The sequence below is a fragment of the Herbaspirillum sp. 1173 genome (assembly GCF_031455335.1).
GTDB classification, from domain to species: Bacteria; Pseudomonadota; Gammaproteobacteria; order Burkholderiales; family Burkholderiaceae_D; genus Herbaspirillum; species Herbaspirillum huttiense.
Map to the genome: position 1 here is coordinate 371,674 of NZ_JAVDSP010000004.1, position 12,947 is coordinate 384,620.

The 12,947-nt window shown below is 65.3% G+C and carries 10 protein-coding genes; 6 read left to right on the top strand and 4 right to left on the bottom strand.

Going from position 1 to position 12,947, the window contains the following annotated elements; genetic code table 11:
* Positions 1–45 precede the first annotated feature (45 nt).
* The 4 genes from J2X56_RS16375 to J2X56_RS16390 all read right to left on the bottom strand — a co-directional run bounded on the left by J2X56_RS16375 (position 46) and on the right by J2X56_RS16390 (position 4,934).
* Positions 46–1,527, bottom strand: coding sequence for an NAD-dependent succinate-semialdehyde dehydrogenase (locus tag J2X56_RS16375; protein WP_280920985.1), 1,482 nt, complete (start codon positions 1,525–1,527; stop codon positions 46–48).
* 75 nt (positions 1,528–1,602) lie between these two features.
* Entirely contained in the window at positions 1,603–2,895 is a 1,293-nt protein-coding gene (locus J2X56_RS16380; protein ID WP_209567764.1) for an FAD-binding oxidoreductase, read from the bottom strand.
* Positions 2,896–3,090: 195 nt separating this feature from the next.
* Positions 3,091–4,017, bottom strand: coding sequence for a glyoxylate/hydroxypyruvate reductase A (locus J2X56_RS16385; protein WP_209567762.1), 927 nt, complete (start codon positions 4,015–4,017; stop codon positions 3,091–3,093).
* 20 nt (positions 4,018–4,037) lie between these two features.
* Positions 4,038–4,934: a GNAT family N-acetyltransferase gene (locus tag J2X56_RS16390; RefSeq protein ID WP_134221585.1), complete on the bottom strand. Its 897-nt coding sequence runs from the start codon at positions 4,932–4,934 to the stop codon at positions 4,038–4,040.
* A gap of 636 nt (positions 4,935–5,570) precedes the next feature.
* On the opposite strand from J2X56_RS16390, the gene J2X56_RS16395 reads away from it, so the two are divergent.
* The 6 genes from J2X56_RS16395 to J2X56_RS16420 all read left to right on the top strand — a co-directional run bounded on the left by J2X56_RS16395 (position 5,571) and on the right by J2X56_RS16420 (position 12,946).
* Positions 5,571–6,239, top strand: coding sequence for a haloacid dehalogenase type II (locus tag J2X56_RS16395; RefSeq protein ID WP_034332087.1), 669 nt, complete (start codon positions 5,571–5,573; stop codon positions 6,237–6,239).
* 207 nt (positions 6,240–6,446) lie between these two features.
* Entirely contained in the window at positions 6,447–8,069 is a 1,623-nt protein-coding gene (locus J2X56_RS16400) for an ABC transporter substrate-binding protein (protein ID WP_039785964.1), read from the top strand.
* 100 nt (positions 8,070–8,169) lie between these two features.
* The gene (locus J2X56_RS16405) at positions 8,170–9,126 is read left to right on the top strand and encodes an ABC transporter permease (RefSeq protein WP_310160900.1); all 957 of its coding nucleotides are present in this window, start codon (positions 8,170–8,172) and stop codon (positions 9,124–9,126) included.
* Complete coding sequence (locus J2X56_RS16410; protein ID WP_134137152.1) at positions 9,123–10,013, top strand: ABC transporter permease; 891 nt, start codon at positions 9,123–9,125, stop codon at positions 10,011–10,013. Before J2X56_RS16405 ends, J2X56_RS16410 begins: the two co-directional genes overlap by 4 nt.
* Before the next feature lie 4 nt (positions 10,014–10,017).
* Positions 10,018–11,955, top strand: a complete 1,938-nt coding sequence (locus tag J2X56_RS16415; RefSeq protein ID WP_310160902.1) for an ABC transporter ATP-binding protein — start codon at positions 10,018–10,020, stop codon at positions 11,953–11,955.
* A 256-nt stretch (positions 11,956–12,211) separates the two neighbouring features.
* A complete protein-coding gene (locus tag J2X56_RS16420; RefSeq protein WP_310160903.1) occupies positions 12,212–12,946 on the top strand; it encodes a cupin domain-containing protein in 735 nt (244 codons plus the stop codon).
* Position 12,947: the final 1 nt, after the last annotated feature.

The following is a 12,947-nucleotide window of genomic DNA, read 5'->3' on the forward strand; positions in this document are numbered from 1 at the left end:
GCTCCTGTTGGTTTCAGTGAGAGGGGCAGCTAGGCAGGGGAGGACTCAGAGCTGGCCCTGGCAAACGTATTTGGTGTGCAGGTAATCATCCAGGCCATGCACCGAGCCTTCGCGGCCATAACCGGATTCCTTCACGCCGCCGAAGGGCGCCGCTTCCGCTGCCAGCGCACCTTCGTTGACGCCCACGATACCGCTTTCCAGCGCATCGGTGACGCGATGGATGCGGCGCACATCGGTCGAATAGAAATACGCCGCCAGGCCGAAGGGCGTGGCATTGGCGGCGGCGATCACTTCCTCTTCCGTCGAGAAGCGGGTAATTGGTGCCACCGGTCCGAAGGTCTCTTCGCAGCTGCATTGCATCTCGCCGGTGACGTTGGCCAGCACGGTCGGGGCATAGTAGTTGTCGCTTTCGAAGCCGGCGCCCTGCAGGCGCTTGCCGCCGGTGATCACGCGCGCACCGCGTTCGATGGCATCGCGCACGTGCTGGTCGATCTTGCCAATGGCGCGGGCGTTGATCATGGGGCCGATCTGCGAAGCCGGATCGGTGGCCGGGCCGACCTTCAGTGCCGCCACGCGCGCCCCGAGCTTGGCCACGAAGTTTTCATAGACCTTGTCTTGCACGTAGATGCGGTTGGGGCTCACGCAGGTCTGGCCGCCATTGCGGAACTTGGCGGCCATCACGCCATCGATGGCGGCATCGATATCGGCATCATCAAAGACGATGAAAGGCGCATTGCCGCCCAGTTCCAGCGAGAGCTTCTTCAAGGTATCGGCCGAATGGCGCGCCAGGTGCTTGCCCACGGCGGTCGAGCCGGTGAAGCTGATCTTGCGCACGCGGCCATCGGCCAGCCACACATCGACCACTTCCGGGGTACGTTCGCGCGAGGCCGTGACGATGTTGATGACCCCGGCCGGCACGCCCGCTTCCAGTGCCAGGCGGATCAGCGCCAGCGACGTCAGCGGCGTGTCCTCGGCCGGTTTGCACACCACGGTGCAGCCGGCGGCCAGGGCCGGGGCGATCTTGCGGGCGATCATCGCTGCCGGGAAATTCCACGGCGTGATGGCCGCCACGACACCCACCGGTTCCTTCAACGCCATCATGCGGCGGCCGGTGACCGGTGCCGGGATGATGTCGCCATTGGCGCGCGTGGCTTCTTCACCGAACCATTCCACATAGCTGGCGGCATAGGCCACTTCGCCCTTGGCTTCGGCCAGCGGCTTGCCCTGCTCGCGCGAGATCAGGCGGCCCAGGTCTTCCTGGTGCGCCAGCAGCAGATCGTTCCAGCGCTTGATGATGGTGGCGCGCTGCTTGGCCGGCGTGGCACGCCAGGCCGGGAAGGCGGCCACAGCCGCATCGACGGCAGCACGCGCGTCAGCGGCGGTACCGTCCGGCACGGTGGCAAACACCTGGCCAGTGGCCGGGTCAGTCACGTCCAGTACGCGGCCATCGGCCGCTGCGCGCCAGTCGGCGCCGATCAGTTGGGCGCCGGGCATCAGGTCCTGGCGATGCAGAGTCAGAGAGGTCATGGTGAGCATTCAGCAAAAGTTAATGCAACTATCAACGAGCATTCAATAAAAGTTAATGCAGCCAGCGGCGCATCATCAGGCCAGCTTGTCCTTGAGCTGGTAATACAGGCCGATCACCGGCAGGAACCACGGCGGCCCGAAGTGGCCGGGGATGGCCGGCCATTCGCGTTCGCGCCAGGGATTGGCCAGCGCGTCACCCGCCATCACCTGGGCCATGCACTGGCCCATGTGCACCGACATCTGCGTGCCGTGGCCGCTGTAACCCATGGAGTAATACAGTCCGTCGCGTTCGCCGGCCTGCGGCAGGCGGTCGCGTGTCATGTCGACCAGGCCGCCCCAGCAGTAGTCCAGGCGCACCTGGCCTAGCTGCGGGAAGGTCTCATGCAGGCCCTGACGCAGGATCTCGCCGCTGGCCGCATCGGACTGCGGACTGGAAATCGCAAAGCGCGCCCGTCCGCCAAAGACCAGGCGGGTATCGGGCGTCATGCGGAAATAGTGATGGATGTTGGCCACCGTGGTGTAGGTGCGCTGCCTGGCCAGCATCGCGGCAGCGCGCTCGGCGCCCAGCGGTTCGGTCACCACGATGAAACTGCCGATGGGCACGATGCGCCGGCGCAGCCAGCCGAAGCTGCCATAGGCACCGTGACGGCTGGCTCCGGTGGCCAGCAGCACCTGCTTGGCCGTGATGGTGCCGCGCGCGGTGTGGACGCGATGCGCGTGGGTGTTGCCGATGCGTTCCAGGCGTCGCACTTCGGTACCGGTATGGATGGCCGCGCCGTGACGTTCTGCCGCCGTGGCCAGGCCCCAGGCGAAGCGGCCCATGTGCATCTGGCCGCTGCGCTTGTACAGCAGGCCGCCGTGGAAGCGCTCGCTTTGCACCTCGGCACGCACGCGGGCGGCATCGAGGATCTCCACATCGCTGTCCACGCCATCGGCGATGAGACGGTCGGCGCTGCGCTGCAGGGCGTCCATCTGATACGGTTTGGTGGCCATCTTGAGCTTGCCGTGGCGCAGGAAATCGCAGGCGATCTGCTCCTGCTCCACCAGCCGTGCCACCGTATCGACCGCATCGTCATAGGCGTGATACCAGGCGCGGGCACGCTCCACGCCGACCTTGGCGGCGACCTCGGCATAGTCCACCGCGAGGCCGTTGTTGACGTGGCCGCCGTTGCGGCCCGAGGCTTCCGCTGCCACATGGGGGCCGGCTTCCAGCACCACCACCGAGGCCCCGCGTTTGGCGAAAGCCAGTGCCGCCGACAAGCCGGTGAAGCCGCCGCCGACGATGGCCACGTCAACCTGCGTGGGCAGCTCGCGCGTGGGGGAGATGAACTGCGGGGCAGAATCGGTCCAGTAGGATTCCAGCTTCATGGTCGGGGCTTCAGGCAGGTGAATGGGGAAAGGTGAGGCGGCAGACGCACTGCGCCACGTCATCAAGGATAGAACGCATAAGCCAGCGCCGTGACGCGAACTGCCCGCCGCCAGCGGCATGGCATGCCGTTGTGGCGGGGCGGTTCGGCATTTTGTTTGCCATGCGGCATCTCCGGATGAAGTGGCGTGGAGGTATCAGTAACCGCGCTGGCGGTCGATCAGGCCCAGCAGCGGCAAGCCCTCGCGATGGCGGCGCAGGTTTTCCAGCACCGCATCGACCGCACCATCGGGCTGGGTCATGCTGGCGATGTGCGGCGTGAGCACGATGTCGGGATGGGTCCAGAAGGGATGGCCCTGCGGCAAGGGTTCGGTCTCGCACACGTCCAGTACGGCGGCGCTCAACTGGCCGTCATTCAAGGCGGCCAGCAGGTCGTCTTCCACCAGATGGCCACCGCGTCCGACGTTGACCAGCGCAGCACCGCGCGGCAATTGCGCAAACAGCTCGCGGTTGAGCAGGCCGCGCGTATCGTCGGTCAGCGGCACCAGGCACACCAGCACATCGGTACGCGCCAGGAAGTGGCGCAGGCCATCGCTGCCGCTGTAGCAATCGATACCGTCCATCTGGTGCGCCGAACGGCTCCATCCTGCGCAGGGGAAACCCAGTCCGTGCAACTGCTGCAGCACGGCGCGCCCCAGCATGCCCAGTCCCAGCACGCCGACGCGGCAAGCCGAGGCCGGGCGCACGCGATGGGCGCGCCACACCTGTTCCCGCTGCTGTCGCGCATACACGCGGCTGTCACGATGCAGGCCCAGCACCGCGTGCGTCACGTACTGCACCATGCCGGCGGCGATGCCGGGTTCGGTCATGCGCACCACCGGCAGGTCCGGGGGCAGGGTGGACATGTCGAACTGGTCGATGCCGGCCCCGACCGAGAACAGGATTTCCAGATGGGGGAAGCGCTGGGCGATATCCTCCGGCGGCGTCCAGGCGGCCAGATAGCGCACGCTGCTGCCATCGCCTTCATGCGGCCAGATATGGAAGGGCAGCTCGGGGGCCTTCTCGGCAAACAGTTGCGCCCATTCGGCACCGCGGACCGGATCGGCCTTGTAGAGAAAAGTCATGGTGGTTTCGTGCGGGCCGTTCAGCCCAGTGCCTGGTTGATCATGGAATAGGTGCGCCACGCGGTGGCGGGCGCGGGCGGAGTGCCGCGGCACATGCTGACCACGTTGTCCACGCAGGTCAGGCCGATCTCTTCGAGCCACGGTTTGAGGCCGGTCCGGCCCGGCACGTCGATGCGCAGATAAGCGCCGGGATAGGCGTTGATCCAGTAAGCGATGAGCGTCTTCGCATCTTCCACATGGCTGGCGATGACGGGGCCGATCACGCGGCCGCGCCCGAACTCGCGCAGATAGGCGACGCCCTTGACCTGGCCCGCCTGTTCCAGCACGGCCACTTCAGAGGTGTCCAGCAGCGGCACCAGCAGGGCGCTGCGGTCCATGCCGCTGGCCTGTCGGTCCAGTGCCAGCAGATAAGGCACTTCGTCCTTGCGCAACGGGCGGATGCGCGCGCCTGCGGCCAGCACCGGGGTGGCACGCGCGGTGGTGCTCTGGTGCTGGCTCAGGGTATCGGTGACCACGAAGCCCAGCTTCTCATAGAGCGGGCGTCCGGCCTCGGTGGCATTGAGGATGACGTTGCGCGTACCGGCATCCTGCAGCAGGCGCTGCATCATGGCGCGGCCCAGGCCACGGCCCTGCAGGGCATCGGTGATGATGACCAGGCCCAGCGAGGCATAGTCCTCGCCGAGCGGGCAGAGCATGCCGCTGCCGGCCACGCTGCGCGTGCCATCGGGTTCTTCCAGTTCCACCGCCCAGCTGCTGCTGACCTGATGATGGAACTGCCAGTCGGCCAGCCGGTGCGGCCAGTAGAGGTGCAGACTCATGGCGTGGCAACTGGCCAGGTCCTCGGGGCGCATGGGGCGCAGGGTGGTCTGTACGGTCTGTACGGCCTGACCGGCCGGGAGCGTGCTTTGGGTAGTCATGCAGCGTGTCCTTGTCGATACGGTGGCGATGCGGATGAGGCAGGGTCAATGGTCCCTGTTCCGTCAAATCCTATAAATATATAAATAGTTTGCTGGTTTCGGTCTTCTCGCGCTGCGGGCCGCGCCCGCTGGCCGGGTCCGCAACGCTACCCCAGCGATGATGCACCTGGCGCGGCATTGCGCGGCAGTTTTCAAGCCTGCCAATTCGCAATCTTATGGCGATCTGCCCCCTCTTCTCGGCACAAAATTGGGCGGCACCGGCAGTAGCATGATGCAGCCCCCGCAGGTTCTGCTTTGACAGGCCAGCGCGGTGCGCAAGCAGATGCGGAGCAGGCATCGCCTGCGCAAATGCAGTCCCGGACATGCGCCAGCCTGCGGACACGATCCGCACCAGCTTGGTGAAAATGCCCCAAAGCAGCGCACCCGGCTCGCATTGCTGCACTGCTCGGCAAGCTATGCTGATTGGACCGCAGAAAACACATATTTCTGTTTCGCGGCCCGGTCAAAAAGGAATAAATCGCAAGTTTCGCTATGTTGTAATCCTTCTCATGCAGTCAACCGCAATCCCGCAAGCAAGCAGCCTCCAGCGCAGGCCCAACAGGTGATGCGCCCCCTTTTTTGACAGGACGATTTTCCATGAGCATTTTCAAGCCCAAGTTCATTACCTTCGATTGCTACGGCACCCTGACCCGTTTCCAGATGTCGGAAACGGCACAAAAGATTTACGCCGATCGCGTCTCCGCCGAAGACATGCCGTTCTTCCTGCGCCAGTTCGCGGCCTATCGCCTCGATGAAGTGCTGGATCAATGGAAGCCCTACGAACAGGTCTGCAAGAACGCCATCACCCGCACCTGCGCGCGCTGGGGCATCAAGACCACCGACGAGGAAACCGGTGCCTTCTACAAGGCCGTGCCGACCTGGGGTCCGCATGCTGACGTACCGGCCGGCCTGTCCAAGGTGGCCAAGGAATTCCCGCTGGTGATCTTCTCCAATGCCGACGACAGCCAGATCATGCACAACGTCGAGCAACTGGGCGCACCCTTCCACAAGGTCTTCACCGCCCAGCAGGCACAAGCCTACAAGCCGCGCCTGAGCGCCTTCGAATACATGCTCGACAACCTGAACTGCAATCCGGAAGACGTGCTGCACGTGTCCTCCAGCCTGCGTTACGACCTCATGCCGGCCTCCGACATGGGCATCAAGAACAAAGTCTTCGTGGCCCGCGGCCATGAACCCTCGACCCCGTATTACGGCTACACCGAAATCAAGGACATCTCCGGCCTGCCGGGCGTGCTGGGTCTGTAAGGCGCTTGTCAGCAGTCAGCAGTGAGCGGGAGCTGCAGGGCTCCCGTGCAGTTTCCGTCATTCCCGGTGTGCTCCCGCCCTGGTATCAATGTTGCGAGGAGTGTGCCGGACCCAACAGGCGGCGTGCCCTCCCGAGGGATCTGCAACATGCAGACGGCAGGGCAGGCCGGTGGTCTTCGTGGTTGAACTTTTATCGTGAGGCATTTCATGAGCAAGCAGGAAAACGGACATCACCCCAAAGAGGGTTCCATCATCACCGGCGATGCGCTGGACCAGGCCCCTGGCGGCTTCACCCGTCGCGACATGATGCGCACCCTGCTGGCCGGCAGCCTCATGACGGTCGGCGGCACGGGCCTGCTGACGGCCAGCGGCAGCGTCATGGCACAGACCGGCAAGCGCGGCGGCAAGATGCGCATCGCCACCCAGACCAGCTCCACTGCCGATACCCTGGACCCGGCCAAGACCGCGCACTCCACCGACTACACCCGGGTGCACATGTTCTACAACGGCCTGACCAAGCTCGATGGCAAGCTCGCACCGCAGATGGTACTGGCTGAAGAAATGCTGACCACCGACGCCATCACCTGGACCGTCAAGCTGCGCAAGGGCGTGGTCTTCCATGACGGCAAGCCGTTTACCCCGGCCGACGTGGTCTACTCGATCATGCGCCACAAGGATCCGGCCACCGCCTCCAAGGTCAAGGTCGTGGCCGACCAGTTCGAATCGGTCAAGGCCACCGGCCCCAACGAAGTCCAGATCAAGCTCACCAGCGCCAACGCCGACTTGCCGGTGATCCTGGCGACCGCGCAGTTCCTCATCATCCGCGACGGCACCACCAACTTCAGCACCCCCAACGGGACCGGTGCCTTCAAGCTCAAGGAATTCACCCCGGGCGTGCGCACCATCGGCGTGCGCAACGAGAATTATTGGAAGACAGGCTTGCCCTACCTGGACGAAGTCGAACTCTTCGGCATCCCGGACGAAGCCGCGCGCGTCAATGCGCTGCTCTCCGGCGACGTGCACTGGATCAACGACGTCAACGCCCGTTCCACCGGCCGCGTCAAGGGCACGCCGGGCTACACCGTCATGGAAACCAAGTCGGGCCAGTACACCGACCTCGTCATCCGCCAGGACCAGGCCCCGGGCAACAGCATGGATTTCACGCTGGGCATGAAGTACCTGCTGGACCGCGAGCAGATCAAGATGGCCGCTTTCCGTGGCTATGCCGTGACCGCCAACGACCAGCCGATCGACCCGACCAACCGCTTCTACTTCGCCGGTCTGCCGCAGCGTCCCTTCGATCCGGAGAAGGCCAAGTTCCACCTGGAGAAGGCAGGCGTGCTGGGCAGCACCATCCCCATCGTGGCCTCGGTGGCCGCCACCGGTTCGGTGGACATGGCCGTGCTGATGCAGCAGAGCGCCGCCAAGATCGGCCTGAAGCTGGATGTGAAGCGCGTGCCAGCCGACGGCTACTGGTCCAACCAGTGGATGAAGGTGCCGGTCGGTTTCGGCAACATCAACCCCCGCCCCAGCGCCGACATCCTGCTCACGCAGTTCTTCAAGTCGGATGCGCAGTGGAACGAATCGGGCTGGAAGAATCCGCAGTTCGACCAGCTGGTGGTGGCCGCGCGCGGCGAGACCGACTTCACCAAGCGCAAGGCCATGTACGCCGACCTGCAGACCATGATCCACGAGAAGTGCGGCCTGGGTATCCCGGTCTTCATCATCAACCTGGAAGGCATGAGCACCAAGGTCAAGGGGATCGATCCGGTGCCGCTGGGTGCGTTCATGAACTACACCTGTGCGGAGTACGTCTGGCTGGACGCGTGAGTCCGGGAAAGTCTCACGCCTGACGTACGCTGTCAGTGGAAGTCGCGCGGGACCGGTCCATCTCGATGGCCGGCCCCGCCACTCGTTACCGAGGAAAGCTATGAATGGAATGATCCTGCGTCTGATCGTGCGCCGCCTGCTGCAGGCGGTGCTGACGCTGCTGCTGGTCTCGGCCGGCGTGTTCTTCATCACCAACCTGTTGCCGGGCGACGCCGCCCAGACCGCACTGGGCCAGGCCGCCACGCCGGAGACGGTGGCCGCACTGCGCCTGCAATACGGCCTGGACCTGCCGGCCCCGCTGCGTTATGCGCACTGGCTGGGCAACCTGCTCTCGGGCAACCCCGGCATGTCGCTGGTCAACAATGTGCCGGTGGCGCAGATGATCGGTGGCCGCCTGCCGACCTCGCTGATGCTGGCGGCCGTGACGGCCCTCGTATCGGTGCCGCTGGCGCTGTTCCTGGGCATCTTCTCGGCCATGTATCGCGGCTCCTTCTTTGACCGTGCCGTCAACGTCAGTGCCGTGTCGATGGTATCGGTGCCGGAATTCCTGGTGGCCACGGTGGCCGTGATGATCTTCGCGGTCAAGCTGCGCTGGCTGTCGGCGCTGTCGCATGCCAGCGATGCCGCCACCCTGGGTGCCTTCATCAAGGCCTATGCCATGCCGGTGCTGACCCTGTGCTGCGTGATCGTGGCCCAGATGACGCGCATGACGCGCGCCGCCGTGATCGATCAGTTGCGTTCGTCCTATGCCGAAATGGCGCTGCTCAAAGGCGTCAAGCGCACCCGCATCGTGCTGCGCCATGCGCTGCCCAACGCCATCGGCCCGATTGCCAATGCCGTGGCGCTGAGCCTGTCCTACCTGCTGGGCGGTGTGCTCATCGTCGAGAGCATCTTCAATTATCCCGGCATCGCCACCCTCATGATCGATGCCGTGACCACCCGCGACATGCCGCTGGTGCAAGCCTGTTCCATGATCTTCTGCACCGGCTACCTGCTGCTGGTGCTGACCGCCGATGTGCTGGCCATTGTTTCCAATCCAAGGTTGAAGACCCGATGAAAGCCCTCCACGACTCCACCGGCACCGAAGCGGGCGCGCCTGTCGCACCGGCTGCCGCAGCCACCGCACCCGCCAGGCGCGTGCGCCGCCATTCGACCATGGCCTGGATCGGCATGGTGATCGTCGGCTTCTGGATCCTGATGGCCATCCTCGGCCCCAGCATCTCGCCCTACGACGCCACTGCCATCGTCGATACCGACGTGTTCTCCGGCATGAGCCACAAGTTCCTGCTGGGCAGCGACTACCTGGGCCGCGACATGCTGAGCCGCATCCTCTTCGGCACCCGCGCCACCATCGGCCTGGCCTTGCTGTCGACCGTGGTGGCCAGCCTCTCGGGTACCGCCATCGCCTTGTTCGCGGCCTTCTCGGGCGGCTGGCGCGATGCCGTCATCAGCCGTGCGCTCGATGCCCTGATCTCGATTCCCAGCAAGATGTTCGCGCTGATGATGGTGGCCACTTTCGGCTCTTCCATGTTCCTGCTGGTGCTCACGGCGGCCATCACCTACATGCCCGGTGCCTACCGCATCGCCCGTTCCTTGGCGGTCAACGTGCAGGCCATGGAATACGTGCAGGCAGCGCGCGCTCGCGGCGAGGGCGTGTGGTACATCATGACCGTGGAAATGCTGCCCAACATGATCCGCCCGGTGCTGGCCGATTTCGGCCTGCGCTTCGTCTACGTGGTGCTGCTGCTGTCGGGCCTGAGCTTCCTCTCGCTGGGCGTGCAGCCGCCGGATGCGGACTGGGGTTCGCTGGTGCGGGAAAACATTTCCGGCCTGGGCGAAGGCGCCCTGGCGGTGATCATGCCGGCCCTGGCGATTGCCTCGCTGACCATCGGCGTGAACCTGTTGATCGATAACCTGCGCAGCAAGCGCGCTGCCAAGGAGTAAGCCCGTGAAGCAATTCGATATCTTCCTCGGCAAGGAAAGCGGCGTCGGTGCTGGCGCTGCGGCAGGCGGGGCGGCAGTGCGGCCCCTGGTGGAAGTGCAGGGCCTGCGCGTGAATGCCCGCAAGGACGACGGCACCCAGGTCGAGATCGTCAAGAACGTCAATTTCACCGTGGCCCCCGGCGAAGTGCTGGCCCTGATCGGTGAATCCGGTTCAGGCAAGACCACCATTGCACTCTCGCTGCTGGGCTATGCGCGTTCCGGTTGCCAGATCGCCGGTGGCCAGGTGCGCATCGGCCAGCGCCAGATCGACCAGATGGATGAGAAGGCGCTGCTGGCCATGCGCGGCCACCATGTGGCCTACATCGCCCAGAGTGCGGCGGCGGCTTTCAATCCGGCCCGTACCCTGATGGACCAGGTGATCGAAAGCGCCCTGCAGCACGGCGTGATGGACAAGGCCAGCGCCATGCGCAAGGCGGTCGAGCTGTTCCGCGCGCTGGCCCTGCCCAATCCCGACAAGATCGGTGAACGTTATCCGCACCAGGTCTCCGGTGGCCAGTTGCAGCGCGTGATGGCGGCCATGGCCCTGATCACCGATCCGGAACTGGTGATCCTGGACGAACCCACGACCGCGCTGGACGTGACCACCCAGATCGAAGTGCTGCGCGCCTTCAAGAAAGTGGTCAAGGAAATCGGCACCACCGCCGTCTACGTTTCGCACGATCTGGCCGTGGTGGCGCAGATGGCCGACCGCATCATCGTCCTGCGCGACGGCGCCGTGCGTGAAGTCGGCACCACCGACCAGGTGCTGCATGCCCCGGCCGACACCTACACCCAAAGCCTGATCGCCGCCGCCTGCCCGGCTGCGCGCGTGGTGCAACTGCGCGAGATACTGCCCGAGACCGTACCGGCCGCAGCCCGTGCCCCGCTGCTGCGCATCAGCGGCCTGGTGGCCGGTTACGGCGCACCGGACCGGCTGGGCCTGCCGGGCGTGCGCATCCTGGATGACATCAATCTCACCATCCAGCGCGGCAGCACCGTGGGCATCATCGGCGAATCCGGCTCCGGCAAGACCACCCTGGCGCGTGCCGTGGCCGGCATGATCGCGCCGGCGCGCGGCAGCATCCAGCTCGATGGCCAGAACCTGTCACCGACACTGGAAGGCCGCACCCGCGAACAATTCCGCCGCGTGCAGATCGTGTTCCAGAACGCCGACACTGCGCTCAATCCGGCGCACTCCATCGGCCGCATCCTGAATCGTCCGCTGTCCTTCTATCACGGCTTGAAGGGCGAGGCCATGCGCCGCCGCACGGCCGAACTGCTGGACCTGGTCAAGCTGCCTTCCAGCGTCATCGACCGCCTGCCCGCCGAACTGTCCGGCGGCCAGAAGCAGCGCGTGAACCTGGCCCGCGCCCTGGCCGCCAAGCCCGACCTGATCCTGTGCGACGAAGTGACGTCGGCGCTGGACACCGTGGTGGCCGCCGCCATCCTGGAGCTGCTGGCCGAGCTGCGGCGCGAGCTGCAGGTGTCCTACATGTTCATCAGCCACGACATCAGCACCGTGCGTGCCATTTGCGACGACATCGTGGTGCTCTACGCCGGCCGCATGGTCGCCAACCGTCCGCGTGAAGCCATGATGGCGCCGCCCTATCACCCGTATTCGCACCTGCTGCTGTCGTCGGTGCCGGCCATGCAGCAAGGCTGGCTGGAACAGGTGGCCGGGGCCGGCCAGCACAAGCTGCCGCCGATTGGCGCGGTCGATCCGTCGCCGGAGATCTGCGCCTTCCTGCCGCGCTGTGCGCAGCGCATCGATGGCGTCTGCAACGTGGTGCCGCCGCGCCGCCGCAACATGGAACACGGTGGCGAGATCCTTTGCCACCGTTCGGATTCCGACCTGCAGCAGTCGCAGATGCCGCTGGTGCCGGTGGAGGGCATCACCGTCTGACCCGGTGACCCACCCAGCCGCCTGCCTGGCCGCGCGCCATGGCGGGCAGGCAAGGCAGGCCACGAGCATTAAGCCGCATTTAATGCTGGATTCGTTGAGCATTAATCACAGGATCAGGCGCGGCTCGTAGCATCGTCATGGATTGCATGCCGCCGGCCCCGGCGCCGGCCATGAAGCAAAGATTCGGGCAGGACCGCAAGAGCACCGTGGAGTCGGTCTCGCATTCCTGCCCATCCCCAAGGAAACAGGAGAAGAAATGACTGCAGCGTTGGTGTTGTACCGTGCCTCCGGCACCCCCGTATCCACCCCCTTCCATCCGGGCGCGCTGGGCGCCTCCGACCCCTTTGCCGCCTCGCGCGAGATTGCCTGGCAGGGCATCGGCGGCATGAGCGCAGGCCGCCTGCGTTTCGAAGGCAGCCTCGACATCGCCCGCTTCCCGCACCAGGAAACCCTGGTCGTGGTGCAAGGCGAACTGCGTATCGAAGCCGAAGGTGCCGCACCGCTGGTGATCAAGCCCGACAACGGCGTGGTCATCGCCACCGGCGCCGCCGTGCGCATCACGGCCACGCAGCCGGCCCTCGTCATGTTCTGCGCTGCCGACTGCCCGCACCCCGTGCAGCCGGGCGTGTTCCCGCTGGTGGCCGAAGCCAACTTCAAGCCCTCGGCCAATTCGCTGCCCAAGGAAATCCTGTTGGGCGACGTGCCCACCTGCCGCAGCGACAACGTGATCGATGAAAGCTCCATCGGCTGCAAGATCGGCACCTGGGATTCCACCCCTTACCACCGCATCGTGCGCGCCCACCCGGTCAATGAATTCATGCACATCCTCGACGGCGGCGTGCGCTTTGCCGAACCCGATGGCAGCGTGGTTTCCGTGGAACGCGGCGACGCCGTCTTCGTACCGCTGGGTGCGGCCATCGGCTGGGAGAGCAGCGCACGCGTGGCCAAGTATTACGTAGTGCAGACCGTCGCCGCCGAGGGAGGAAAGTAAG